The following is a 25816-nucleotide window of genomic DNA, read 5'->3' as shown; positions in this document are numbered from 1 at the left end:
GAGGCGCTGGGGCGTCAGCGCTCGTCGCGGCGGTCCGGGACGGATTCCGGTAACAGGCCGCCGAGTTGGCCCCGGCCGGTGATGCCGAGCTTGCGGTAGGCACCGGAGAGGTGGAACTCGACGGTCCGTACGGTGACGAAGAGCTGTCCGGCGATCGCCCTGTTGGTGTGGCCGTCCCTGGCCAGGCGGAGGATCTTCCGCTCCTGCGGGGTGAGGGCGGTGAGCGTGGGGTGGACGGGATCGTGGGCCTCTGCCGGTCCGGTGGCCCGTGCGGCGCCGGTGACACCGTTGCCCTGCGAGGCGGCCCGGATGCGGCGGACGAGGGGCTGGGCGTCGCAGGAGCGGGCGAGGGAGAGCGCTCCTGCGTAGTGGGTGTGCGCCTCGTCCGCCCGGCCGGCCGCGTACAGGGCGTCCGCCAGGTCGGCGCGGGCGAGGGCCAGCTCGTAGCGGGCCGGGGAGCGGGAGAGGGTGCGGACCGCGGCGCCGAGCGCGTGGATGCGCCGCTCGCCCGTCTCCGCCTTGGCCAGGGCGTGTTCGGCGGCGCCGAGGGTGCGCGGGGTGCCCCAGCGGCGGGCGTCGTCGCGCTCGGCGGCAGCCAGGCGTGCGGCTTCGGTCAGGCGGGCGGCTTCGGCGGCTCCTGCGGTCGGGGCGGGGCTGCCGGTGCCGCCCGCGGGCCGGTTCTGTCCGCCCTGGGCCAGAAGCAGCTGTGCGGCGCGGGAACGCCAGGCCAGTACCGCCGGATTGTGCACCTGGCTGTCGGTGAGGAGACGGCCCGCGGCCCGGCAGTCCTCGATCGCGCGGGGCAGATCGCCGGAGCGCTCCCGCAGTACGGACCTGGCGGCCAGCACCGCGAAGTTCCCCCGGCGGGGCGGCAGTTCACCGTCGAGTCCGGCTGCGGAGAGCAACCCGCAGGCGCCGTGCGCGTCGCCGCGCAGGGCGCGTACCTCGACGAGGGCGGCGATGCCGAGGACGGCGGCGGGAGAGGCGCCGGCGCCGGCCGTCAGCAGCTCGGCGAGCGGGGCCAGCAGTTCTTCCGCACCGGCGAGGTCTCCCCGTACGCGATGGACCGTGGCCCGCAGCAGGTCGGCGACGACGTGGTCCCAGCAGCCGGGGCGGGTGCCGCGGGGCGGGTGGATACGGGTGAGGTGCGCCCACGCCTCGTCGAGCTCGTCGGCCAGGATCAGCGGGCCGCAGCCGTGCCACAGGGAGCGCGTGGAGCCGTCCGGGTCGCCCGCCAGGGACTCCAGCGTCCGGCGGGCGTGCTGGACCGCGTCGGTGCTGTGGTGGCCCGCGCGGACGGCGTGGGCGGCGCGCAGCCCGGCCAGTTCGCGGGCGGCGGCGCGGTGCGGCGGCCGGGCGGCGGCCAGTTGGTCCAGCGGTTCGGCGGCGTCGGCGAGTGTGGGCGGGCCGGCCAGGCAGACGTACGCCTTGTGCAGGCGCAGCCGCCAGACCTCGGCGGCCGCGGGGGCGATCCGGTGCGCGGTGTCGTCCAGGACGGCGACGGCGTCGACGGGCCGTCCGCAGTCGGCGAGCAGACGGGCCAGGGTGACGGCGTAGTCGGCCGCCGCGACGGGGTCCTGTGCTTCCTGCCGGTCGGCGTCCAGGCCGCACACGGTACGGCCGGGGTCCACGAAGGAGTCCAGGGCGGCGAGTTCGCACCGCACGGCGGCGCGGGTGCGGGGCGGCAGCGGTTCGCGCAGGGCGGCACGCAGATGCCGGGCGGCGTCCTCGGCACGCCCCTCGCGGGCGTGCCGGCGGGCGGCCAGGAGCAGCGGGCACACGGTCCAGTTCAGGCCGAGCGGCCCGGCCTCGACCAGGTGACGGGCGACCCTGGTCACGCCGAAGTGGCCGTCGCGCAGGATCTCGGCGGCCCGCAGGTGCAGGGCGGCCAGACTGCCGGCGGGGATGCCGCCGCGGACCAGGGCGGCGAGCACCGGAGGGTGGAAGGCGAGCGGGGTGCGGTTGGCCAGCAGGCGCCGGGCGACCAGCTCGTCGACGGCGGTGAAGGCCTCGGGCAGGGGCAGCCGGGCCAGTTCGGCTGCCTGGGCGACTTCGGCGTCCGGGCCGAGGACGGCGACGGCGCGGGCCAGACCGAGCGCCTGCGCGCCGAGCCCGCCGAGCCAGCGCTCGGTACAGGAGAGGAGGGCGGGGCCAGCGGAAGTGGGGGTGGGAGCGGTCGAGGGGGCCGTGGCAGCTGTGGCGGCGGTGGGCGTGGGACGGTCGGCCAGCAGGGCGAGGAGCAGTGCGGGATTGCCGCCGGTCGACTCCCGGAACGCGGCGGCACTTTCCGGGTCGAGGGCGGTACCGGTACGGGACTCGGCCAGGGAGGCGAGCGCGTCGGCCGACAGGCCGGCGAGGTCGATGTGCTCGGCACGGGCGACGAGCTCGGCCTCGGGAGTGGTGCTCTTGGGACGGGCGCCGGGGCCGTGTCCGGTGCCGGGGCTGTGCCCGGTGCTGGGGCTGTGCCCGGTGCTGGGGCCGTGCCCGCTGACAACGATGAGCAGTGCGGCGGGCAGCGCGGATTCCGACAGCTCCAGCAGCCAGCGCAGCGACCAGGGGTCGGCGTGCGCCGCGCCGTCCAGACAGAGGAGGACGGGAGCGCGGCGGGTGTGGACTCGCAGGGTCTCGGTGAGTTCGTGGAGACGGGCCGTCGAGGGGGCCGGGGTGGGGCCGGGGACAAGGGTGGCCGTGGCGGCGGCTGTGGCGGCGGAGGGAAGGAGCGTCCCGTCGGTGCGCCGGATGGGGAACGGGGTCACGGGCGAAGTCGTACCGACCGAGGCGAGTGGCCTGTCAGGGGCAGGAACATCGGCCCAGGACCCGCGGAAGTCCAGAGCGCCCGTGACGGGAACGTCCGAACAGGAACCGTGGAAAGCCGGAGAGCCGGTGGCGTACTCGTGTGGGTCGGGTGCGCCGAGACCGCTGGGCCGGGGGCGCACGGCTTCGGGGACCCGGTCGTTGGACCGGCCACCGATCGGGCCGGGGGCGCCGAAGGGGTCGGCGTCGGTCCGGTGGGGCCCGGGGGCGCCGGAGCGGGCGCCCTGAGGGGCAGAGCCGGGGGACCGACCGCCATCGGCGCCCGCCGTGCCGGAACCTGAGCGCCCGGGGTGCACGGGGTGCCCGGGGTGCACGGAGGACTCCAAGTGCCCCGAGTGCCCCGAGTGCACGGAGCCGTGCCCCTGCGGGACAGGACCGCGGCCGTCCCCGCCGAGCCGGAGCGCGCGGGAACCCTGGCCCCCGGAACGGCCGTCGCCCTGCCCGGGAGCACCGGCAAAAGACTCCCCACCGTACGGACCGTACGGAGCCGCCCCCTCGGAACCGCCCACTGCGGCCACGGTTCCCGGGTCCGAACCCTCGGGCCCCCCACCGACCCGACCGGACAGATCGGGCTCCTCGGCGCACACATCGGGTGCGACAGGCGCTTCGCCCTCGCTCGTCGCCACCTGGTCGAGCAGCCGGCCGGCGGCGGCGAACGGTTGCTGCGGCAGCCTCCTCGCATCCGCGGCCAGCACCTGGAAGCCCCTCTCGCGGGCGAGGGCGGCCAGCGCGTCCAACAACGCGGACTTGCCCATCCCCGGCTCGCCCCTGACCAGCAGGGTGACCGGATGACCCCCGGACGCCGTTTCGAGGGCGCCCCGCAGCCTTGCGAGTTCACTGTCCCGACCGATCAACCCGCTCAAGGCCATCCGCCCTTCTCGCCGAACTCCGTGCCGCCCCCGCACGGCCCTGCTCCCCGTGACACACCTCAACCAAGCCGGATCAACGGTCTGTTGACGGCTGATCACCGTACGTCGCGACCCGGTCGGCGCTCAACATCCCCCCACCGGATCCGGCGGCGATTGGCCGGTATGCACCACCGGGTATCACCCCGTGCGCCGCCCCGGGCGGCACGGCCGAGCAGCGGGTGCGGCCCGCTCCGCCGTTCCGGACCGGTAGGACCTTGTCAGGTGGTGTCGTGGGGCCGCCGGGACGCTCCCGCGCGCAGACCGTCCATGACGAGATCGAAGAGCCGGGCGGCGCGGGGCTGCCAGTCGCCCCGGGGGTCGATCTGCCAGAGGCCGGCGACCGCGAGGAGGAAGTCGTCCCCGGAGACACCCGTGCGGATCGTGCCGGCTTCCTCGTTGGCACGGAGCAGGAGTTCCGCGGCGTCCGTGACGGGGGCGTGCCCCGGTTTGGCCGGGGCGCCCGGCGCGCTGGTGGCCTGCCGTATCGCCTCGGCGAGGCCTGCCTTGGTCATCGCGAACTGCGCCAGCCGGTCCATCCACTCCCGCAGCGCCTCCTCGGGCGGGCGTTCCGCGAGCAACTCCGCCGCGCAGTCGGCGACCTGACGCATCTCGTGGCGGTAGACCTCCAGGACGAGCGCCTCCCGGTGCGGGAAGTTCCGGTAGAAGGTGCCCTGGCCCACGCACGCCTTCCGCGCGATGGCGCTCAGCGGAGTGTCCGGGGCGCGGGTCAGCTCGGCCAGCGCCACCTCCAGGATGCGCTCGCGATTGCGTTGCGCGTCCGACCGCACGGGCGCGGTCCTCTTCTTCCGCACTCGCCCTCCTCCCGGGCTCACCGAAGCATTCGATTCTGCCATGTGGCTTGTTCCGTTGCTTGTTAAGCGGACAGCTGTCCGGTACGTTTTCCCGAAATGGACAACTGTCCGGTTGAGTTCACTCTAGCCGCGGACACACGTGCTGGACACTCGCGTCCGCACGGCGCCGAATCCTTTCCGGATACGCGAAACCGGATACGCGAAAGAGGACTGCCCATGGCCTTATCCACCTCCGTCTCCGCGGACGCGTCCACCTCCAGCGTCATCGTCCTGAACATCAACGGCGAGAAGCACTCCCTCACCGTCGACCACCGCACCACCCTGCTCGACGCCCTGCGCGAGCGACTGGACCTCACCGGCACCAAGAAGGGCTGCGACCAGGGGCAGTGCGGCTCCTGCACCGTCCTGCTCGACGGCAGGCGGGCCGTTTCCTGCCTCCAACTGGCGGTGGCCGCCGAGGGGCGCGAGATCCGTACCGTCGAAGGGCTCGCGGAGGGCGGGCAGTTGCATCCGGTGCAGCAGGCCTTCCTCGATCTGGACGGGCTCCAGTGCGGCTACTGCACCCCGGGGCAGATCTGCTCCGCCGTCGCCGTCATCGAGGAGCACGCGGCCGGCTGGCCCAGCGCGGCCACTCAGGACGTACGCCCGCAGGACGTACCGCCACCGCTCACCGGTGACGAGATCCGCGAGCGGATGAGCGGCAACCTGTGCCGCTGCGGTGCGTACACGACGATCGTCCAGGCGGTCGCCCGCGCGGCCGGCGTCCCCGAGGGCGCGCCCGCCACCGCCGGGGCCGGGACCAAGGAGGCCGCAGCATGAAGGAGTTCGGCTATCAGCGCGCGCACGACGTACCGGGCGCGCTCGCGCTCCTGGACGCCGACCCGGACGCCCGGTTCCTCGGCGGCGGCACCAACCTCGTCGACCTGATGAAGACCGGTGTGGAGCGGCCTTCCCGGCTGGTGGACCTGCGCGAACTCCCCCTGGACCGGATCGAGTCGGCCCCGGACGGCAGCCTGCGCATCGGCGCCACCGTGACCAACAGCGACCTCGCCGCCCACCCGGACGTCCGCCTGCGCTTCCCGGCGCTGACCCAGGCGGTGCTGGCCGGGGCTTCGGGGCAGCTGCGCAACATGGCCACGGTCGGCGGGAACCTGCTCCAGCGCACCCGCTGCGGCTACTTCACCGATGTCGCCCGGCCCTGCAACAAGCGCTCCCCCGGCACCGGCTGCCCCGCCCTGACCGGCGAACACCACAACGCCGCCATCCTCGGTGCCTCCGAGCACTGTGTGGCAGTGCACCCCTCCGACCTGGGCGTAGCACTGACCGCCTTCGACGCGGTCGTGACGTACGAAACGGCCGACGGTGCGGGTGAGTTGACGCTCGCCGACTTCTACCTGCCGGTGGGAGACACCCCGCACCGGGAGACCGCTCTGCCGCCCGGGGCCCTGATCACCGGTGTCGTCCTGCCGCCCGCCCCGGTGGCCGCCGTGTCCCGCTACCGCAAGGTGCGCGAGCGCGCCTCGTACGCCTTCGCGATCGGCTCGGTCGCCGCCGCCCTCGACGTCGAGGCGGGTGTCGTACGGGACGTGCGCCTCGCACTCGGGGCGGTCGCGTCGCGGCCGTGGCGGGCCCACGCGGCCGAGCGGGTGCTGAGGGGCGCTCCGGCGGACGCCCGCACGTTCCTCGCCGCCGCGGACGCCGAACTCTCCGCAGCGGCACCTCTGCCGCACAACGGCTACAAGGTGGACCTCATCCGCAATCTCGTGGTCGCCGTGCTCACCGAACTCGCCGAAGTCGCCGAAGTCGCCGAACTCACCGAGGAGGCCGCCCGATGACCGGTGTCACCACCCCCCTGAAGGGATCCGTCGGCACCGCGCACTCCCGGGTGGAGGGATACGACAAGGTCACCGGGGCCGCCCGGTACTCGGGCGACATCCCCTTCGGCCAACTCGCCCACGGCTGGCTGGCGTTGTCCACCACGGCACACGGCCGCATCCTCTCGGTGGAGACCGACGCCGTCCTCGCCATGCCCGGCGTCCTCACGGTGCTGCACCACGGGAACGCCCCGCGGGTGGACACCGGCCACGCCCCCTCCATGGGGCTGGCGCCCGACCCCTCGGTCGCGCTGTTCCAGGACGACCGGGTGCCGTACGCGGGCTGGCCCGTGGCGCTGGTCGTCGCCGAGACGCCGGAGCAGGCACGGGAGGCGGCCGAGTCTCTCGTGGTGCGCTGCACCGAGGAACCGCACGACGTGGCGTTCTACGCCGGGAGGCCGGGGGCGGTCACCGCGGCGGACGTACCGCACGCCGCGGCGGTGACCGAGAAGGGCGACCTCGCGGCCGAACTCGCCCGCTCCGCGGTGGTCGTGGACGCCGAGTACAGCACGCCCGAGGAGCACCACAGCTCGATGGAGCCGCACGCGGCGACGGCCCGCTGGGAGGACGGGCGGCTCGAACTGGTCGACTCCAACCAGGGTGCCGGGTGGGTGCGGGGTGACCTCGCCAACCTGTTCTCGCTCGACCCTGCCTCGGTGCACGTCACTTCCGAGCACATCGGCGGCGGCTTCGGGTCCAAGGGCCTGCGTGTGAACCAGGTGGCCGCCGTGATGGCCGCGACGCTTCTCCAGCGGCCGGTCCGGGTGGTACTGACCCGCCGTCAGATGTTCACGCTCACCGGATACCGCAGCCCCACCGCCCAGCGCGTCAGGCTCGGCGCGGACCCCGACGGGCGGCTGCGCGCGCTGGAACACACCGCGCTGAACCTCACCTCCACGCTGTCCGAGTTCCTGGAGCCGAGCGCCACCCCCGGCCGGGTGCTCTACGACGCCCCGGCGCACCGCACCGCCCACCAGGTGGTGCCGCTCCACGTGCCGACCCCGACGTTCATGCGCGCCCCCGGCGAGGCTCCGGGTTCCTTCGCGCTGGAGTGCGCGTTCGACGAGCTGGCCGAGAAGTGCGGGGTCGACCCGATCGCCCTGCGCGCCCGCAACGAACCCGACCGGGGACCCGTGTCCGGGCTGCCCTTCGCCGGGCGGCGGCTGCTCGACTGCTTCCGGGAGGGCGCGGCCAGGTTCGGCTGGGCGGACCGCGATCCGCGTCCCGGGCTGCGCCGCGACGGGCGGTGGCTGCTGGGCACCGGCACGGCGGCGGCCTCCTTCGCCGCGGGCGCCATGCCGTCCACGGCGGCGGTGACGGCCGAACCGGACGGCGGTTTCACCGTACGGATCACGGCGTCGGACATCGGGACGGGCGCCAGGACCGCGCTCACCCTGATCGCCGCCGACGCCCTGGAGACCTCGCCGGACCGGGTCCGCGTCCTGATCGGGGACAGCGACTTCGGTCCTGCGATGGTCGCGGGCGGCTCGGCGGGCACCCGCTCCTGGGCCTGGGCCGTCACCGCCGCGGCCGGGGAACTGCGCGGGCTGCTCACTCCCGGCGGCGACATCCCGCCGGAGGGCCTCACCGTACGGTCGGACACGACGGCGGCGATCGCGGCACTGGCGCAGCGCGAACGGCACTCCTTCGGCGCGCAGTTCGCGGAGGTGGCCGTCGACGTCACCACCGGCGAGGTGCGCGTGCGCCGGATGCTCGGCATCTTCGCGGCGGGCCGGATCGTCAATCCGCTGACCGCCCGCAATCAGCTGGTGGGCGGGATGACCTGGGGCATCTCCATGGCCCTGCACGAGGAGGCGGTACGGGACCTGGCCTCGGGCGCCCTGGTCGGCGCCGACCTTGCCGGGTACCACGTCGCGTCCCACGCCGACGTCCCGCACGTCGAGGCGGACTGGCTGACCGACGACCTGGACGAGGACGACCCCGTCGGGATCAAGGGCATCGGCGAGGTCGGCATCGTGGGCGCGGCCGCGGCGATCGCCAACGCGGTCCGGCACGCGACCGGCGTGCGCCACCGCCACCTGCCGATCCGGCCCGACCGCGTACTGGCGGCGGGCGCGGGGGCCGCGCGTGCGTGACATCGCAGGGGAGTTGGGCCCATGGCTCGCGGAGGGCCGCGAGGTGGCCGTCGCCACCGTGGTCGGCGTGAGCGGCAGCGCACCGCGCGGCCCCGGCGCCGCCCTCGCCGTCGACGGTGCGGGCTCCGCGCTCGGCTCGGTCTCCGGCGGGTGCGTGGAGGGCGTGGTGTACGACCTGTGCAGGCAGGCACTCGCCGACGGCAGACCTGTCGTCGAACGGTTCGGCTACAGCGACGACGACGCCTTCGCCGTCGGCCTGACCTGCGGCGGCACCGTGGAGGTCCTGGTCACGCCGGTGGGGGCGGGCGCACCGGCCCGGCCCGTACTGGCGTCCGCCCTGGCGGCGTTCGCCGAGGGCCGGGCGGCGGCACTGGTACGGATCGTGCACGGCCCTGAGGAACTCCTGGGCGGGGCACTGCTGGTGCACGCCGACGGTTCGCACGAGGGCACTCTCGGCGGGTCGCGGCAGCTGGACCGCCTCGCGCGGGACGAGGCCCTGGCCCGGGTCGCGCTCGGCCGCACCGGCACGGTCGACATCGCGGAGGACGGCTCGCACTGTCCGGGCGGGGTCACCCTGTTCGTGGAATGCCGGGTGCCGCCGCCCCGCATGATCGTCTTCGGTGCGATCGACTTCGCGGCGGCGCTAGTGCGGGCGGGCGCCTTCCTCGGATTCCGCGTGACGGTGTGCGACGCCCGCCCCGTCTTCGCCACCCGGGCCCGGTTCCCCGAGGCGGACGAGGTCGTCGTCGACTGGCCGCACCGCTATCTGCGGCGCACGGAGACCGACGGGCGCACGGTGCTGTGCGTGCTCACGCACGACGCCAAGTTCGACGTACCCCTGCTGACGGAGGCCCTGCGGATGCCCGTCGCGTACGTGGGCGCGATGGGCTCGCGCCGCACGCACACGGACCGTCTGCGGAGACTGCGCGAAGTGGGCCTCGGAGAACGGGAGTTGTCCCGGCTGAGGTCGCCGATCGGCCTCGATCTCGGTGCTCGTACGCCGGAGGAGACGGCGCTGTCGATCGCGGCGGAGATCGTCGCGGCCCGGTACGGCGGCACGGGACTGCCGCTGACGGGCTCGTCGGCGCCGCTGCACCGTACGGAGCACGGGCTTCCGGAGGGGGCTGCGGACCGGCGCGGGCTGGAACCGCTGCGGAGCTCCGGATAGCACACGAATCAGGTCGGCCCCTGCGTGCGGGCCGGTGCCCGGACCTGCGGCCCGTCCGCACCTGCGGCCCGTCCGCGATGTGCGGGCCGCAGGCCCTCCGGAACCGCCTTCTGCCCGTCGCCCGGAAACCCCGGCGCCCACCGCCGCGACCACGCTCCGTGATAGGTTCTCACTAAATTTTGAGAGCGTAAGCCCCATGGGCGTCCGAGGAGGGTTCCGGGCATGACGGAAGCCGGCACGCAGACAACTCCGCGCGAGCGCTACCGCGCCCAAGTGCGCTCAGAGGTCAAGGAACGCGCGTGGAAGCAGATCGCCACGGCGGGAGCGACCGCGCTCTCCCTCAACGCGATCGCCAAGCAGATGGGCATGAGCGGGCCCGCGCTCTACCGCTACTTCGCCAGCCGTGACGACCTGCTCACCGAGCTGATCAGGGACGCGTACCGAAGCCTGGCCGACACCTTCCACGCGACCGCCGAGACCGGCACGACCGCCGAGACCACCGCGAGCGGCGCTACCGGCGCCGCCCCTGCTGCACTGGCACACGCCCTGCGCGGCTGGGCCCTGGCGGACCCGCACCGGTACCTCCTCGTCTACGGCACCCCCGTTCCCGGCTATCACGCACCCGACGACATCACCGCGATCTCCGCCGAGATCCTGGCGACCCTGCTCGACGCCTGCGCCACACTGCCTCCGCGCGGCCCCGCCACGCCCTTCGCCACGCACCTCGCGGACCACCGGCAGTGGGCGGACGGCCACCCCGCCCCGCCCGCCGTCCTGCACCGGGCCCTGACCTTCTGGACCCGGCTGCACGGCGTCCTGTCCCTGGAACTCGCGGGCCACTTCGCGGGGATGGACCTCGACCCCGCCCTGCTGTTCGCAGCCGAACTGGACGACCTGCTGGCACCCTGACGACACCCCGGCCCCGTACCGCATCAGCGATGCAGACGAACGGCATCACCGTGCGGGGCGCCATGGGCATCCCGGCACTCAGCACCCTCGCACTCGCGATACTGACGCGCGGCGCAGCCCGGCGTCCGCTCGTCCGGCACCGGACGCACGCCTCGTGCCCACGGGCCGCTCGCCCTGGATACTTGAGCCGCGACAAGGCCCACCTGCTCGCCCCTGCTGGAGGTACGCATGAGGATGCTGATCAACGTCCCCGAGACCGTCGTGTCGGACGCGCTGCGCGGGATGGCCGCCGCGCATCCCGAACTCGCCGTCGACGTGGAGAACCGGGTCGTGGTGCGGCGGGACGCTCCCGTCGAGGGAAAGGTCGGGCTCGTCTCGGGCGGCGGGAGCGGGCACGAGCCGTTGCACGCGGGGTTCGTGGGGCCGGGGATGCTGTCGGCCGCGTGCCCCGGGGAGGTGTTCACGTCGCCGGTGCCCGATCAGATGGTGCGGGCGGCCGCCGCTGTCGATGCGGGACAGGGGGTTCTGTTCGTCGTCAAGAACTACACGGGGGACGTACTGAACTTCGACATGGCCGCGGAACTGGCGGAGGAGGAGGGCATCCGGGTCGACAAGGTGCTCGTCAACGACGACGTGGCGGTGACCGACAGTCTGTTCACGGCGGGGCGGCGCGGCACCGGGGCGACCCTGTTCGTGGAGAAGATCGCCGGGGCCGCCGCGGAGGAGGGCGCTCCGCTGGAGCGGGTGGCGGAGGTGGCACGGCGGGTGAACGGGTCGGCCCGGAGTTTCGGGGTGGCGCTCAGTGCCTGCTCCACGCCCGCCAAGGGGAGTCCGACCTTCGAACTGCCGTCGGGTCGGCTTGAGTTGGGCATCGGGATCCACGGAGAGCCGGGGCGCGAGCGGCGGGCGATGATGACCTCGCGGGAGATCGCGGACTACGCCGTGGAGGCGGTGCTCGACGATCTGCGGCCGACCGGTCCCGTCCTGGCCCTGGTGAACGGGACGGGCGCCACTCCCCTGCTGGAGCTGTACGGGTTCAACGCCGAGGTGCAGCGGGTCCTTCACGAGCGCGGTATTCCCGTGGCCCGTACCCTCGTCGGGAACTACGTCACGTCCCTCGACATGGCGGGCTGCTCGGTGACGCTGTGTCAGGTCGACGAGGAGCTGCTGCGGTGGTGGGACGCGCCCGTGCAGACCGCCGCTCTGCGCTGGGGCCGCTGAGACGGCCCCGGTCGCGGACGACGAGGCGGACGAACAAGCGGACAGGGAAGGGGAATTGGTGCTGGATTCTTCGTTCTTCCACCGGTGGATGAGCGGCATGGCCGCTGCCGTGGAGAAGGCCGCCGACCGGCTGACGGAGCTGGACTCCGCGATCGGCGACGCGGACCACGGAAGCAATCTGCGGCGCGGTTTCAGGGCCGTCGCCGCCACTCTGGACAAGGAGCCGCCGGACACGCCCGGTGGTGTACTGGCCCTGGCCGGGCGGCAGTTGATCTCGACGGTGGGCGGCGCGTCGGGGCCGCTGTACGGGACGCTGCTGCGGCGTACGGGCAAGGCGCTCGGGGACGCCGGCGAGGTGTCCGTGGCGGATCTCGCGCAGGCGCTGCGGGCCGGTGTCGACGCCGTGGCGCAGCTGGGCGGGGCCGCCGCCGGGGACAAGACGATGCTGGACGCGCTGCTTCCGGGGGTGGCGGCGCTGGAGCGGTGCCGGGCCACGGAACAGACCCGGGGCGTGGAGCGGTCCCCGGCCACGGACCGGTCCCGGGCCGCCGAGGCCTTCGCCGCTGCCCGTGACGCCGCCGAGAGCGGTGCTCTGGCCACCGTGCCGCTCCAGGCGCGCAAGGGGCGGGCCAGCTACCTCGGTGAGCGCAGCATCGGGCACCAGGATCCCGGGGCCGCTTCGGCCGCGCTGCTGCTCCGTACCCTCGCGGAGGTGACCGTATGAGCGCCTCGGAGGACAGCGGCAAGCTGGTCGGGGTGGTGCTCGTGTCGCACAGTGCGGCGGTGGCCGTCGCCGTCGCCGAGCTCGCGCGGGGACTGGCTGGCGGCGGACCGACCGCTCCGGTCGCCGCCGCGGGCGGTGACACGGACGGCGGTCTCGGTACCAGCGCCGAGCTGATCGCCGAGGCCGCCAGGGCGGTGGACCGCGGGGCCGGTGTGGCCGTGCTCGTCGACCTGGGCAGTGCCGTACTGACCGTGAAGGCGATGCTCGCCGACGACGGCGAGGGCGACGACGGGGACGGCGGCGGGGCGGCTGAACTGCCTTCCGGCACCCGCCTGCTGGACGCGCCCTTCGTCGAGGGCGCGGTCGCCGCTGTCGTCACCGCGTCGGCGGGGGCACCGCTGGACGCCGTCGAGTCGGCGGCTTCCGAGGCGTACACCTACCGGAAGGTCTGACGGGCCCCGGTCGGTGCGGGCACGGGCACGGGCCCGCACCGTCGGTGGTCCCGGGTGCCGCCCCGGGAGAAGACCTTCAGAGGCGACCTCCGGAAGCCATCTCCGCAAGCGACCTCCGGAAGTGGTCTCCCGAGGTCGTCAGTGACCCTCGGGCGTGACGCCCACACCCGCGACGCCCGGCATCGAGTCCTCGGCCGACGCGAACCAGGTCGGCTCGTTCGCAAGGGCCTGCTTGATCCGGAAGGTGGCGAACTCCCGCATCTCGGGGAGCGCGTCCACCGGGAACCAGCCGACCTCCACGGACTCCTCGTCATTGACCCGGGCCCGGCCGCCGGTCGCCCGGCAGGCCACCGTGACGTCCATGAACTGGCAGATGTCGCCGTTGTCGTACTGCACAGGCCTGAGGGTCTGGACGAGGACGACGCGCTCCACCTCGCACTCGACCGCGGTCTCCTCGAACACTTCGCGCACCGCCGTCTGCGCCGGCTGCTCGCCCGGGTCGGAGATGCCTCCGATGACCGACCACTCGCCGTTGTCGGAGCGCCGCCCGAGCAGCACCCGGCCCTCGTCGTCGAAGACGACGGCCGTCACGCCGGGGAGGTAGAGCAGCTGGTGACCTGCGGTGGTGCGGATGTTCTTGATGAAGTCGGGAGTAGCCATGACAAGACCCTAATCGAGCTGTCCGGTGCGTCGTGCACGTACGAAACGGGTGACGGACCACGCGAGACCGGCCGCGCCGAGCAGCGCGATGACGATCTCCGGGGCGATGCCGACGCGGGTGGCGGGGGTCAGCGAGGAGCGCAGCGGGACCTCGGCGACGAGTGCGGCCGGGGTGAACAGCTTGGTCTGCTGGACGACCTTGCCGTCGGGCTGGATGACCGCGCTGACGCCGCTGGTGACGGGCACCACGACGGCCCGGCCGTGCTCGGCGGCCCGCACCCGGCTCATGGCGAGTTGCTGGTAGGTCATCTCGCTGCGGCCGAAGGTGGCGTTGTTGCTGGGTACGGCGATGATCTGGCCGCCGTGCACGACGGTGTCCCGTACCGCGTCGTCGAAGGCCGCCTCGTAACAGGTGACCAGGCCGACCTTGGTGCCCGCCATGTCGAAGACGCCGACCTTGGTGCCTGAGCCGAAGTCGCGGCGCACCCGGTCCACGTCGGAGCTGAACATGCGGGCGAAGTCGCGCATCGGCATGTACTCGCCGAAGGGCTGGATGTGCCGCTTGTCGTACGTGTCGACGGGGCCGCGCTTCGGGTCCCACTGGACGATCGTGTTGCGCAGCTTGCCGGTGTCCGGGGCGAGGACGGCGCCGATCGCGACCGGGACGCCGATCTTCTTGACGGCCTGGTCGATGATGCCGCGGGCGTCGTAGTTGCGGAACGGGTCGAGGTCGGAGGAGTTCTCCGGCCAGACGACGAAGTCGGGCTGGGGAACCTTGTGGGCCTTCACGTCCGCGGCGAGCTGCTCGGTGCGGCGGGCGTGGTTGTCGAGGACGGCGCGCCGCTGGTCGTTGAAGTCCAGGCCCAGGCGCGGCACGTTGCCCTGGATGAGGGCGACGGTGGCGGTGCCGTCCTCGGCGGAGTCGTCGAGGAGGGGGCGGGCGGCGAGCGACGCCACGAGGGGGACCAGCACGGCGAGTGCCGCCGCCACGATGCCCGCACGCGGAACGGTCCTCGTCCGGTGGGGGGCGAGGCTGCGGTACGTGACGAACTGGCGCACCCCCTCATAGAGGCCGAAGCCGCACAGGGCGACGGCGAAGCCCACCAGAGGTGTGCCGCCGAGCGCGGCCAGCGGCAGGAACACCCCGTCCGCCTGCCCGAAGGCGATCTTCCCCCAGGAGAAGCCCTCGAAGGGCAGCCGGGCGCGCAGCCCCTCCCCCACGACCCACATTCCGGCCGCCCACACCGGCCAGGCCGGCAGTTTCGACGTCGCGGCGACGCCCATCCCGACGAAGGCGAGGAACAGCGCCTCCAGGACGGCGAGCGCGAGCCACGGCAGGGGGCCGACCTCTTCGCCCGTCCAGGACAGCAGGGGTACGAGGAACGCGAGCCCGGACAGCAGCCCGAGGCCGAACCCGGCGCGCAGCCGCCGCCCGTGCAGGGCCCAGCCGAGCAGGGCGAAGGCGGGCAGTGCCAGCCACCACAGGGGCCTGGGCGGGAAGCTCGCGTAGAGCAGCAGTCCGGACAGGGCGGCTGCGGCGGACCGCACCAGCCAGAGCCCTCGGCGGGGTGCGGCCGGGGCAGGTTCCGGCGGGGCTTCTGCGGGGGTGATAGTGGCGCTCACCCGGCGGAGTCTACGGTGACCCTCCGGGCCTTGAGCAGGGCGGTCCCGTCATGCGGACGGCAACTGCCCCGGCAGTGGACGGTGGTTGCCGCGGCAGCGGGCGGGGTGCCCCGCGACGGTTGCGGTGGGTGTGTGTGACAGGTGCGGTGAGTGCGCGGCGGCGCCTGCCGCGGGCGCGTGGTGACGGCTGTTGTGCCGTAGGCGATGCATCGTTTCTGCACGATGTTGTGAGATACGTCCACAAACCCCCGCCACTCCCGTTACCGTGTGCGCCAGTCCCTGCCGCACGGCCTGTTCCGGCCGGTGCGGGCGGGGCCCGTCACAGGTCGGGGGGCGACGGGGATGAACGTGCTGAGCGGCAGGCCCGCACCGGAGGGCGTGCGGGAGCCCCGGGACCGGAGCGGACTGACCGAGGTGGCCGGCGCCGTCGTGCTGGGCGTGTGCGCCGTCTGGTCGCTGATCTGCGCGGCCGGGCGCGACGCGCGGCCGGAAGGGGTGCTGCTCGCGGTGCTCGCGGTCGCCGCCGGGTACGCCTGCGGCCGGATCTTCGGCACCCTGCTGCCGGTGCTCGCCGCGACCGGCCTCTCGCTCGGCGCCCTCGGTCTTGCGCTGGCGTCGAAGGGGGGCATGCCGGGCGCGATCGCCTCCCCGGCACCGGGGCACACGGGTGCGGCGGCGGCACTGCTGGTGCTGGCGGCGGGTGCGGCGTGCATCGCGGCCGGGGCGGCGCGGGCGCTGTGGGTCTGTGTGCTGCTGCGGCTGACGGCTCTCGCGGTGGCCGCGGTGGCGCTCGCGCTGGGGTCGGTGGCCGGGTTCGTGGCGGCGCTGGGTGTGCTGCTGTGCTCGCTCGCGGCGCTACGGATGCGGCGCAGGCTGCTCGGCCTGGCGGGGCTCGTGGTGGCGACGGTGCTGGTCGTCGGGGCGTCGTGGGCGGTCGCGGAGGACGTACTTCCGGAGGGGCTGACGGTGTCCCTGCAGGGGCAGCTCACCCCGAACCGGGTGGGGCTGTGGCAGGACGCGCTCGGCATGGCCAAGGAGAACCCGCTGCTCGGGGTGGGGCCCGACCGGTTCGGCGCGCTGAGCCAGGTCGCCCGCCAGACCGTCAATGCGGACGGCAAACCGCACTCGGCGCCGCTGCAGCAGGCGGCCGAGCAGGGGGTGGTGGGCGTGGTGCTGCTGGGCGCGGCCTACTGCTGGCTGATGTTCGGCCTGTGGCGCTCGCCCCGGGCCACCCCCGTCGCGCTGACGGCGGGCGCCGCGCTGACGGCCCTGGCCGCCCTGGCGAGCATCGGCAACGCGCTGAGCTTCACGCCGGTGACGGCGGGCGCGGCGCTGCTGGCGGGGCTGGCCACGGCACGGCTCCAGCCGGGCGGCCTGCCGGACACGGCCGCGTGGGAGCGGGCGCGCGGAGAGCCGCTGTAGGCCGGACCGCGCTCGGCGAGCTCGCAGCGCACCGGGTCAGGGTCGGCGCCGCGCGAGGGAGAACAGCCGCAGGCAGGACCGCGTACGTCAGACGCCGGTCGTGTGTACCTCAGACGCCGGTGGCGTCGAGGCGCAGTCGGTCCCGGACGGCTCGGACCGCGCCGGCCGCGTCGTCGACGGTGACGGTGAACGTGCGTCCGTCGCCCAGCCTCAGCACCACGGCCTCGCCGCGGCGGACCACCACCGCCATGCCCTGCTCGGGCCGCCAGCGGTAGCCCCAGCCGCCCCACTGACGAGGGGTGACACGCGGGGCGAACTCGGCGCCGATCACGTGCGAGAGCAGGATGCGGCGGCGCGGCAGCCCGATGTGGCCGCAGCGCACCTCCAGGGCGTGGTCGTCGACCTTCACCGCGACGTGCACGAAGGCGAGCGTCCCGAAGATGATCAGTACGCCGGCGGTGACGCAGCCGACCACCGCCATCAGGAGCGGAATGAAGCCGGAGACCCACGAGGAGTCGACGGCGAGTTCGATGCCGAGCGCCAGGAACGCCGCACCCGCGGCCGAGAGCAGCCACTGCACGCGGTTCGTCGCGCGGCCGGTCCAGGTCTTCGCGGTGGGGGCGGGCTCGCTCGGGAGGCCGTCAGCCCGGGGGATTTCCCTCATGCACAGCAGCGTACTCACGATCGGCGGTCATGGCAGCCAGCAGACGTCCCTCGGCATAGGCGAGGGCCGGGGCCGTGAGGGTGCTCGACAGCCGCCCGCTGAGGAGAACGGTGAGGTGGGAGGAGGGATCCGCGGCCGGGGCCGGCTCGGCACCGGCCCGCCGAAGTGCCTGGGCCGCGACCGCTTCCGCCGACCCCAGAAGTACCAACGGAGTCGCAGCGTCCGGTTGCTCCAGAGCGGCGCGGATACGGTCCTCGACCAGTTCGTAATGGGTGCACCCCAGGACGACGGTCCTTACATCGGACGGCGTGAGGGCGGCTGCGGCGGCCACCGCCCGGTCGATCCCCTCCTCGTCGGCGATCTCCAGGGCGTCCGCGAGGCCCGGGCAGGGCACCTCGGTGACCTCGACGCCGGCCGCGAAGTCGCGGATCAGGCCGCGCTGGTACGGGCTGCCGGTGGTGGCCGGGGTCGCCCAGATCGCGAAGGGACCGCCGCCCGCGGCCGCGGGCTTGATCGCGGGGACGGTGCCGATGACCGGGATCTGCGGCTCCAGCTCGGCGCGGATCGCGTCCAGCGCGTGCACGGTGGCGGTGTTGCAGCCGATGATCAGCGCGTCCGGCTTGTGCGCGACGGCGGCCCTGGCGACGGCGAGGGCGTGCTCCGTGATGTCTGCGGGGGTACGTGGCCCCCAGGGCATCCCGTCCGGGTCGGAGGCGACGACCAGGTCTGCGTCCGGCCGCAGCCGGTGCACCGCCGCCGCCGCCGCGAGCAGTCCGATTCCGGAGTCCATGAGCGCGATCTTCACCCGGTCACTTTAGCCCGACCGCTCGAACACCCCGGCGTCCTCCCACCGGGCCCCCTCCTGCGGCAGACTGCGACAGTGAGCGTCGTCGCGTGGATCGCTGTGGGATCGCTGACCGTCTGGCTCTGGCTGCTTGTCGGCCAGGGCTTCTTCTGGCGCACCGACCAGCGCCTGCCGCGCCGGGCCGAACCGCCCGCGGGGCACTGGCCGTACGTCGCCGTGGTCGTGCCCGCGCGCGACGAGGCCGCGGTCCTGCCGGCGAGCCTGCCGTCGCTGCTGACCCAGGACTATCCGGGCGGCGCCGAGGTGATCCTGGTGGACGACGGGAGCAGCGACGGCACCGGGAAGCTGGCGCGCGCCCTGTCGGGGCGGTACGGCGGGCTGCCGCTGACGGTGGTCTCCCCCGGTGAGCCGGGACCCGGCTGGACGGGAAAGCTGTGGGCGGTGCGGTACGGGATCGAGCTGGCCCGGTCGAGCAGCCCGGAGTACCTGCTGCTGACGGACGCCGACATCGCCCACGAACCGGACAGCCTGCGGGAGTTGGTGGCCGCGGCCCGCGGCGGCGGCTTCGACATGGTGTCGCAGATGGCCCGGCTGCGCGTCGAGAGCTTCTGGGAGCGCCTCGTCGTCCCGGCCTTCGTGTACTTCTTCGCGCAGCTCTATCCGTTCCGGTGGATCAACCGGGAGGGGGCGCGGACGGCCGCCGCGGCGGGCGGGTGCGTACTGCTGCGCACGGAGGCGGCGGAGCGTGCGCGCGTGCCGGAGTCGATCCGGGGCGCGGTGATCGACGACGTGGCGCTGGCCCGGGTCGTACGGCGCGGCGGCGGGCGGATCTGGCTGGGGCTCGCCGAGCGGGTGGACAGCGTGCGCCCCTACCCGGGGCTCGGCGATCTGTGGCGGATGGTGTCGCGCAGCGCGTACGCCCAGCTGCGGCACAATCCGCTGCTGCTGGCCGGGACGGTGGCCGGGCTCGCGCTGGTGTACGTGGCGCCGCCGTACGCACTGGGCACCGGGCTGCTGACCGGGGACGCACCGGCCGGGTGGGCGGGGCTCGCGGCGTGGGCGGTGATGACGGGGACGTACGTCCCGATGCTGCGCTACTACCGGCTCTCCCTCGCGACGGCGCCGCTGCTGCCGTTCACGGCGCTGCTGTACGCGCTGATGACGGTGGACTCGGCGGTGCAGCACCACCGGGGCCGGGGCGCGGCCTGGAAGGGGCGTACCTACGCCCGTCCCGAGGCCGCGCCGGACCGCTGAGGGACCGTCACTTCCGGCCCGGGGTCCAGTTCATGCCCCACCCGTAGGCCTGGTCGACGGTGCGCTGCGGGCTCACCCCGCGCTGCGGCACCAGGTACTGGGCCTCCCTGCGGACCGTGAGGTCGCCGTTCTCGTAGCTGATCAGGGCGAGGGCCGCGACGGTCGAGGGCACGGTGCACTCGTCGAGCGAGAAGTCGATCGGGGCACCGTTGTGCGGGGTGAGGGTCACCGTCGCGTGCAGGTCGGCGAAGGAGCGCGCACCCTCATAGATGGTCACGAAGATGAGCACCCGGCGCAGTTGGGCCTTGTGGTCGAGGTTGACGGTGAGGTTCTCGCCGGAGGAGACCGCCCCGGTGCGGTCGTCGCCGTCGAGCAGGATGAACGGCGGCTGGTTCAGGGAGCCGAACGCGTTGCCCAGCGCCTGCACCACGCCCTTGCGGCCGTCGGAGAGTTCGTACAGGGCGCACAGGTCGAGGTCGAGGTCGGAGTGCTGGGCCATCGCCCGGCCGAGCTTGCTGCCCCAGCCCTTGAACTGCTTGCGGGACTCCCAGTTGAGGTTGACGCGCATCGCGCCGCTGGTGCCGCCCTGCTTGGCGAGGGAGACGGTCGGCGAGGCCTTGGTGAGCGTGACCTTGGTCAGCCGTACGGGAGCGGGGGCCGCCGCCGGGGCGGGCGCGGGAGCCGCGGGAGGCGGCGGCGCGGCGTGGGACGGCGTCGGTGCGGACGGCCAGGAGGTCTGCGGGGCGGCCGGAGCCGACGGCGCCGCGGGCCACACGGGCGCCGCGGGAGCGGGAGCCGGTGCGGGTGCGGGGGCGGGAGCCGGGGCAGGGGCGGGGGCGGGAGCCGGGGCAGCGTACTGCGGCTCGTCGACCGTGATGCCGTAGTCCGTCGCGAGCCCTTCGAGGCCGCTGCTGTAGCCCTGCCCCACCGCCCGGAACTTCCAGGCGCCCTGGCGCCGGTAGAGCTCCCCGAGCACGAACGCCGTCTCGACGGTGGCGTCCTGGCTGTCGAAGCGGGCGATCTCCGCACCGCTCGCCGCGTCCAGCACGCGTACGTACAGGCCGGGCACCTGCCCGAAGCTGCCCTTGTCCGCGGACGCGGCCAGCACCACGGTCTCGACGACGCTCTCCATGCGCGTGAGGTCGACGGAGAGGGTGTCGGTCACCACTCCGTCACCGCCCGGCTGCTTGCCGTCGTACCGGACCGCCCCGGAGGCGTGCGCGGGCTGGTTGTAGAAGACGAAGTCGGCGTCCGAGCGCACCCGGCCGCCGGTGAGCAGCAGCGCCGACGCGTCGACGTCGGGCACTCCGGGCCCCGACCGGCGGCCGACCTCGACCCTCACGGACTGCGCCGGCACCGGCACATTGGTTCCCTTAAGCATGGACATGCTCGCCCCCATCACGAGTCGAAACGGACCGTTCCTTGCACGATCCGAACGCTACAAGACGACCGATTTTCCCAAGTTCGCTCTGATCAGTTCCCCAGGGCCACTCACCACACGTGAAACAACCCTCCTGTCGGGCTCCCCAATGGGAGCACGCGGGGCGTCTGCAGGGAAAGCGGAAGCCGGGGATCAAAGGACGGCGCGCCCGTGGCCTCTGCCACGGGCGCGCCGTCCTGTCGCGCTTCTCCCGGCGCCGGCCCTCGGGCCGGAGCAACCACCGCCGGGCCCGGGAGGAGGCGCGGGCCACGGGCCTGCTCAGGCCCCGACCGCCTGCGGGCTGCGCTCCTGGTCCGAGCCGGGCACCGGCTCGGCCGGGTCCGCGCCCAGGGCGACGATCCGGTTGTCGCCGTCCACGTGGACGACCTTCGGCTTCAGCCTCCGCGCCTCGTCGTCGGCGACCTGGGCGTAGCTGATGATGATCACCAGGTCCCCGGGGTGGACCAGATGGGCGGCGGCCCCGTTGATCCCGATCACTCCGGACCCGCGCTCGCCCTCGATGACGTACGTCTCCAGGCGTGCGCCGTTGGTGATGTCGACGATGTGGACCAGCTCGCCCGGCAGCAGGTCGGCCGCTTCGAGCAGGGCGGCGTCGATGGTCACCGATCCCACGTAGTGCAGGTCGGCCTGGGTCACGGTGGCACGATGGATCTTGGACTTGAACATGGTGCGCATCATCGGACACTCCTGGGTTTCTTGAGTTCCCCTGCCTGAACCGGGGCAGGTCGAAGGCGGTTTGCTTGTCTTGCGGAGATCGTGTTTCCGGACGGCGCTCCCCCGTCTCGGAGGAACGAAGAGACCCACAGACCCAGGGGTGCCGCGCTGGTGGCGGACGGGCTCCGTGACGCTATGCGGTACGTGTGGGCCAGGGGACCGTGGTCTGGCTGGGGACGTCGTAGTCGGTGTCGGAGACGTTCCAGCCGTAGAGCCGGCCGACTTGCCTGCGGAACCAGTCGCTGTCGGCGTGGTCGGTGACGTTGTCGGTGGTGATCCGGTCCCACAGGGCGCGGACCCGGCTCTGGACGGTGGTGTCGAGTTCCCAGCCGTCGAGGCGGATGCGGCCGGTTTCGTCGAGGACGAGGGGCTGTTCGCCGTCGAGCTGGAGCCAGAGGGCGTGCATCTGCCGGGCCGTGGTGTGGAAGCCGGCGTCGCCGAGGACGTGGTGCAGGAGGCTGGTGTAGAGGGCCATGCTGGGGATGGCGGTGGAGGCCTGGGTGACCGCGGCTCCGGCGACGGCGGTGAAGGCACGCCCGCCGCGGTCGGCGAGACGGGTGCCGAGCTGGTGGGCCGTGGCTTCGAGGTGTTCCTTGGCGGCACCGATGGTGCCGTTGCGATAGATGTCGGCAGTCAGGTCGGAGCCGACGTAGGTGAGCGCGGTGGTGGTGAAGCCGTCGGCGAGGAGGCCGGCCTCAGCGAGGGCGTCGATCCAGCGGTGCCAGTCCTCACCGCCCATGACCTTGACCGTGGCCTCGCGTTCGGCGTCGGTGGCGGGCTGCAGAGTGGAGCTGCCGATCGTGGGAACGCCGTCGGTGAACTCCAGGGTCTTGGCGGTGGATTCCTGGCCGACGGGCTGGATGACGGAGTGGTGGACCTGGCCGGTGACGGGGTCGGTGCGGCGCGGGGCGGCGACGCTGTAGATCAGGTGGTCGACCTTTCCGAGGCGCTGCGTCAGTTCCTTGATGACGTCGGCCTTGGCGGTGTCGGCGAAGGCGTCGGTGTTGAGGAAGGTCCAGCCGTCGGTGAGTTCGGCGGTTCGGGCGGCACGGTACCAGCCGGCGGAGGCGGTGCGGCGCGGCGTTTCGGCCGCCTCGTAGGCGACGCCGACGCCGACCGCGCCGCGGCGGGCAGCAGCGAGTGTCGCGGCCAGGCCGTAGCCGGCGCTGAAGCCGACGACCACCACGACCGGGCGCCTGCCCTCGGTGCTTTCCTGCTGCGGGAGTTGTTGCCAGAGCCGGTCAACGGTGGCGGCCGCGCCTCGGGGGTGGGCGTTGACCATGAGGAAGCCACGGCCTCCGGGCGTGAGGTGTCGCTCAGTCATGGGGGTGGAGACACTTCCCTTCGGGGTACGAGTGTGCTGGGCCAGGGCGAAGCGGAGACGTTCGCCCTGGGCACCGTATCTGCGGGAGCGGCGTTCCGACGCATGCCCCAACGCCCCGGTCGGCGCTGCCGGTTCACCACGCCGCTCGGCAGTCGGCCCGGCCGTCCCGCCCCGTGTGCTGCCCGGTCGACGACCGCTCCCGGGCAGCATCACCAGGACCTCCGACGGCAGTGCCCGTGACCTTCAGCTCTTGCTGTAGAGAGTTCCGTCGGCCCACACGTGGTCGGTGCGACCCCACTTCATCGCCGAAGCGGCATCCGGGAAGAAGCTCCTGCCGTTCAGGTTCGCGCTGGTGTTGCAGAGCACCGGGACACCGCTGAGCGCGTGGTAGGCGCGCAGCAGATCGGTGAGCACCGGGTCCTCGTCCGCACTGACGGTCTGCAGACGGGCGGTGCCGTCGAGGTGGATCACGGCGGGCACCCGCTCCACCCAGTCCGGGCGGACGTCGTGGTCGAAGAGCATGTACGGGTCCGGCGTCCCGGGGTCGAAGATCTCCTCGGCATGCTCGACGAGGCAGATCGGTGCCACCGGACGGTAGTACTCCCGGTCCTTGATCTCGTTCAGCACGTCCTTCGACGCCGGGTCGGTGGCCGGAGCGATGATGCTGCGCGCGCCGAGCGCGCGGGGGCCGAGCTCCGCGTTCCCGCGCAGGAAGACCAGCGGCTTGCCGGTCTCGTGCAGGATCTCGGCGACTTCCTCGACGGTGCAGTCGCGCGAGGTCCACCCCGCCGGAACGTCGGGGGTGGCGACCAGAGCCGGCCCGGTACGGGCGTGCCACTGAACGGCGGACACCCCCTTGAGGTGCGCGTACGCGGCGCAGGCGGTGCCGATGGCGGAGCCCGAGTCGTCGGGGAACGGCGGCACCCAGACGTCCTTGAAGAGCGGGTGGGCACGCAACGCGCTGTTCCACTTGATGTTCAGCGCGCAGCCACCGGCGAACGCGAGGTTCCAGGGGCCGTCGCCCTTCCAGCGGCGGATCTTCTCGACGATCCGCTCGACCAGGAGGTCCTCCATGAACTGGTGCATGCTGGCGAGGACGTCCTCGTCGGAGACACCGAGCCTGCCGATGCGCTCGGCGGCGTCGCTGAGGTACTCGTGCACGTACCGGTGCGAGGGCTCGCCGTTGCTGCCGCAGCCGGTAACGGCGCGGCGGTACTCCTCGACGGCCCCGGTGGGCGCCTCGAAGTTCTGGTGGAAGGCGTCGCGGAGGGCTTCCTGGATCGCGTCCTTGGGCTCCCCGAGCGCGATGTACGCCATCAGCTTCCCGGCGACGGACAGGTCGTCCACCACCTTGGAGCGGTCGCCGGACCTGCGCGCCCACGGACCGTAGTACTGGGCGGCCATGGCGTAGGAGTGGCCGATCAGCGGGAAGACCTCCGCGCCGTTCTCGACGGTGCCGCGGGCGGCGTCGACGAAGTACAGGCGGGGGAAGGTGCCACCGTCCCAGACCAGGACGAAGGAGTCCTCACCGCGAGCGGCGAAGGGGCTGGAGCAGTAGGCGGCAGCGAAGTGGCTCGACACGTGGACGAAGCTGTTGTACGACACCGACTTGCCGCCGATGGGTATTTCGCCCGTACAGCCCGGACGGACCAGGCTGGTCACGGTGTCGTTCTCGCGGTAGGGCGCGACGGTCAGGTCGAGCGGACTGCCGTTGTCCAGCACGGAGATCCGGCCGGCCTCGCGCCCGTCCCAGCCGTCGAGCGCCCAGTAGTCGACGTCGGAGACCTTGAAGCCCTGCCCGGCGAGCAGCTCGGGGATCAGGCTGAGGTCGGCGACCGGGCTGTAGCGAGGGTTGTTGGCGAGCTTCTGCACCTCGATGTTGAACAGGAGCTTGTCGTCCTCAAGGAGTGCGAGTCCGCCGCTGTGCGTCAGTTTGAGGCCTGCAGTGATCATGGGGGTTCTCCTACCAGGTGTGAAGACGGGATGGGCCGGCTCGGCGTTGCGGCGGATCCGCTCGGGGTACCGCGCCGGTCCCGCGCCGTTGGGCGTGGCCGGACAGGCGCGCGGGCGGTCACGTCCAGCTGACGACGGTCTGCTCGTCGGCGAATCCCATCAGGAAGGACACGTTCGTCCGGTTTCCCTCGCATGCGTCAACGGCGTGGACGTGGCGCCCGTTGAACACGTAGACGTCCCCGCTGCGGACGTTGAGGTGTACGACGTCGATCCCTTCGAGGGCGTCCGCCGGGTAGGAGAACCCCGTGTGCTCGATTCCCAGGGCTCGTCGGCTGTCGTCGTCGGGGCGAATGTTCCAGACGACCAGGCGGCCCCCTTCCCCCTGCTCGACGCACATGTTGACGGCGCAGATCTCGTGGTCGGCCACTCGCTGGATCTCGAAGCCGGCCTGCCGCGGGTCCTTGCACTGCGCCTCGTCCTCATGGGGTTCGAGGGCGAAGCTCCCTTCCTTGTCCCATGCGCGGATCAGCGCTGCACTGGCCTGCTCGCCCTCGTGCTCGGCAATGCGGATCTCCGCACCGGACCCGGCGAGCTCCTCCGCCATCGCCGACCTGAACGAGTGCCAGGGAGAGCCCGGCACGTCGAGCACGTCGAGCACCGCATCGGCCGTCTTCGCGGCGTCCTCAAGGTATTCGTCGGTCGACTTGTTCCAGTGGTAGGAGCCGATGCAGTACGAGGGCTCCCCGTCGCGGCGCAGCAGTCCGGGGCTGTTCCAGAACCGGGCCACCGACTCCTTCCTCGCGTCCTCGGGTATCACGTCGCGGAAGATCACGCCCAGGCGCCGCCCACGAAGGACGTCCATCACCAGCTCGGGGTCGAATTCACTCCGCTCCTCGAAGCGGAAGAAGTCCGGGTCCATCCGAATGCCGGTGAGTTCAAAGTCTTGCTGCATGATGAAATCGCCTTCTCTGCAGTTTC

The 25816-nt window shown here is 73.1% G+C and carries 21 protein-coding genes; 10 read left to right on the top strand and 11 right to left on the bottom strand.

Translation table 11 applies throughout. The features are described 5' to 3' along the window. Nucleotides 1–14: 14 nt before the first annotated feature. On the bottom strand, nucleotides 15–3683 hold the full coding sequence (locus ACH4SP_RS26715) for an AAA family ATPase (RefSeq protein WP_398418148.1): 3669 nt from the start codon (nucleotides 3681–3683) through the stop codon (nucleotides 15–17). A 257-nt stretch (nucleotides 3684–3940) separates the two neighbouring features. Next, the gene (locus tag ACH4SP_RS26710; RefSeq protein WP_398418146.1) at nucleotides 3941–4576 is read right to left on the bottom strand and encodes a TetR/AcrR family transcriptional regulator; all 636 of its coding nucleotides are present in this window, start codon (nucleotides 4574–4576) and stop codon (nucleotides 3941–3943) included. Nucleotides 4577–4750: 174 nt separating this feature from the next. On the opposite strand from ACH4SP_RS26710, the gene ACH4SP_RS26705 reads away from it, so the two are divergent. From ACH4SP_RS26705 to ACH4SP_RS26670, 8 genes are all read left to right on the top strand, one after another. Continuing rightward, entirely contained in the window at nucleotides 4751–5353 is a 603-nt protein-coding gene (locus ACH4SP_RS26705) for a (2Fe-2S)-binding protein (protein ID WP_398418144.1), read from the top strand. After that, entirely contained in the window at nucleotides 5350–6369 is a 1020-nt protein-coding gene (locus tag ACH4SP_RS26700; RefSeq protein ID WP_398418142.1) for an FAD binding domain-containing protein, read from the top strand. Before ACH4SP_RS26705 ends, ACH4SP_RS26700 begins: the two co-directional genes overlap by 4 nt. Beyond that, complete coding sequence (locus ACH4SP_RS26695) at nucleotides 6366–8504, top strand: xanthine dehydrogenase family protein molybdopterin-binding subunit (protein WP_398418140.1); 2139 nt, start codon at nucleotides 6366–6368, stop codon at nucleotides 8502–8504. The genes ACH4SP_RS26700 and ACH4SP_RS26695 overlap by 4 nt, the downstream gene beginning before the upstream one ends. Next, nucleotides 8497–9672 carry an XdhC family protein gene (locus ACH4SP_RS26690; RefSeq protein ID WP_398418138.1) on the top strand — a complete coding sequence of 392 codons (1176 nt, stop codon included), beginning with the start codon at nucleotides 8497–8499 and terminating at the stop codon, nucleotides 9670–9672. The genes ACH4SP_RS26695 and ACH4SP_RS26690 overlap by 8 nt, the downstream gene beginning before the upstream one ends. A gap of 222 nt (nucleotides 9673–9894) precedes the next feature. Beyond that, entirely contained in the window at nucleotides 9895–10581 is a 687-nt protein-coding gene (locus tag ACH4SP_RS26685; RefSeq protein WP_398418136.1) for a TetR/AcrR family transcriptional regulator, read from the top strand. A gap of 228 nt (nucleotides 10582–10809) precedes the next feature. Further along, a complete protein-coding gene (dhaK, locus tag ACH4SP_RS26680; protein ID WP_398418134.1) occupies nucleotides 10810–11802 on the top strand; it encodes a dihydroxyacetone kinase subunit DhaK in 993 nt (330 codons plus the stop codon). Nucleotides 11803–11860: 58 nt separating this feature from the next. Further along, nucleotides 11861–12526 carry a dihydroxyacetone kinase subunit DhaL gene (gene dhaL / locus ACH4SP_RS26675; RefSeq protein ID WP_398418132.1) on the top strand — a complete coding sequence of 222 codons (666 nt, stop codon included), beginning with the start codon at nucleotides 11861–11863 and terminating at the stop codon, nucleotides 12524–12526. Then, entirely contained in the window at nucleotides 12523–12978 is a 456-nt protein-coding gene (locus ACH4SP_RS26670) for a PTS fructose transporter subunit IIA (protein WP_398418130.1), read from the top strand. The genes dhaL and ACH4SP_RS26670 overlap by 4 nt, the downstream gene beginning before the upstream one ends. A 138-nt stretch (nucleotides 12979–13116) precedes the next feature. On the opposite strand, the gene ACH4SP_RS26665 is transcribed toward ACH4SP_RS26670, so the two are convergent. Both ACH4SP_RS26665 and lnt read right to left on the bottom strand, forming a co-directional pair. Continuing rightward, entirely contained in the window at nucleotides 13117–13638 is a 522-nt protein-coding gene (locus tag ACH4SP_RS26665) for an NUDIX hydrolase (protein WP_398418129.1), read from the bottom strand. A gap of 9 nt (nucleotides 13639–13647) precedes the next feature. Next, nucleotides 13648–15261 (bottom strand): apolipoprotein N-acyltransferase, encoded by a 1614-nt coding sequence (gene lnt, locus ACH4SP_RS26660; protein WP_398418127.1) that lies wholly within the window; start codon nucleotides 15259–15261, stop codon nucleotides 13648–13650. Between the two features lie 342 nt (nucleotides 15262–15603). Here lnt and ACH4SP_RS26655 point away from each other — a divergent pair, with 342 nt between their 5' ends. Next, nucleotides 15604–16683: an O-antigen ligase family protein gene (locus ACH4SP_RS26655; protein WP_398418125.1), complete on the top strand. Its 1080-nt coding sequence runs from the start codon at nucleotides 15604–15606 to the stop codon at nucleotides 16681–16683. Between the two features lie 109 nt (nucleotides 16684–16792). On the opposite strand, the gene ACH4SP_RS26650 is transcribed toward ACH4SP_RS26655, so the two are convergent. Together ACH4SP_RS26650 and ACH4SP_RS26645 are read right to left on the bottom strand one after the other, a co-directional pair. Continuing rightward, nucleotides 16793–17347, bottom strand: coding sequence for a hypothetical protein (locus ACH4SP_RS26650; RefSeq protein WP_398418123.1), 555 nt, complete (start codon nucleotides 17345–17347; stop codon nucleotides 16793–16795). Beyond that, nucleotides 17325–18152 carry a glutamate racemase gene (locus tag ACH4SP_RS26645; RefSeq protein WP_398418122.1) on the bottom strand — a complete coding sequence of 276 codons (828 nt, stop codon included), beginning with the start codon at nucleotides 18150–18152 and terminating at the stop codon, nucleotides 17325–17327. Before ACH4SP_RS26645 ends, ACH4SP_RS26650 begins: the two co-directional genes overlap by 23 nt. 75 nt (nucleotides 18153–18227) lie before the next feature. Between ACH4SP_RS26645 and ACH4SP_RS26640 the strand changes: the two genes are divergently transcribed. Next, nucleotides 18228–19406 (top strand): glycosyltransferase, encoded by a 1179-nt coding sequence (locus tag ACH4SP_RS26640; protein WP_398418120.1) that lies wholly within the window; start codon nucleotides 18228–18230, stop codon nucleotides 19404–19406. A 7-nt stretch (nucleotides 19407–19413) separates the two neighbouring features. Here ACH4SP_RS26640 and ACH4SP_RS26635 read toward each other — a convergent pair whose 3' ends face one another. The 5 genes from ACH4SP_RS26635 to ACH4SP_RS26615 all read right to left on the bottom strand — a co-directional run bounded on the left by ACH4SP_RS26635 (nucleotide 19414) and on the right by ACH4SP_RS26615 (nucleotide 25790). Further along, nucleotides 19414–20793, bottom strand: a complete 1380-nt coding sequence (locus ACH4SP_RS26635) for a TerD family protein (protein ID WP_398418118.1) — start codon at nucleotides 20791–20793, stop codon at nucleotides 19414–19416. A gap of 312 nt (nucleotides 20794–21105) precedes the next feature. Then, complete coding sequence (gene panD, locus ACH4SP_RS26630; RefSeq protein ID WP_398418116.1) at nucleotides 21106–21525, bottom strand: aspartate 1-decarboxylase; 420 nt, start codon at nucleotides 21523–21525, stop codon at nucleotides 21106–21108. Between the two features lie 169 nt (nucleotides 21526–21694). Beyond that, entirely contained in the window at nucleotides 21695–22885 is a 1191-nt protein-coding gene (gene fabV, locus ACH4SP_RS26625) for an enoyl-[acyl-carrier-protein] reductase FabV (protein ID WP_398418114.1), read from the bottom strand. Nucleotides 22886–23128: 243 nt separating this feature from the next. Further along, a complete protein-coding gene (locus ACH4SP_RS26620; protein WP_398418112.1) occupies nucleotides 23129–24838 on the bottom strand; it encodes a carbamoyltransferase N-terminal domain-containing protein in 1710 nt (569 codons plus the stop codon). Between the two features lie 118 nt (nucleotides 24839–24956). Beyond that, on the bottom strand, nucleotides 24957–25790 hold the full coding sequence (locus ACH4SP_RS26615; RefSeq protein ID WP_398418110.1) for a hypothetical protein: 834 nt from the start codon (nucleotides 25788–25790) through the stop codon (nucleotides 24957–24959). Between the last annotated feature and the right edge of the window lie 26 nt (nucleotides 25791–25816).

Origin of the sequence: Streptomyces sp. NPDC021093 (genome assembly GCF_044333135.1) — a bacterium.
In the GTDB taxonomy this organism is placed as follows: Bacteria; Actinomycetota; Actinomycetes; order Streptomycetales; family Streptomycetaceae; genus Streptomyces.
Note: the sequence above shows the minus strand (reverse complement) of the source record. Positions and strands in the feature narration are given on the sequence as shown.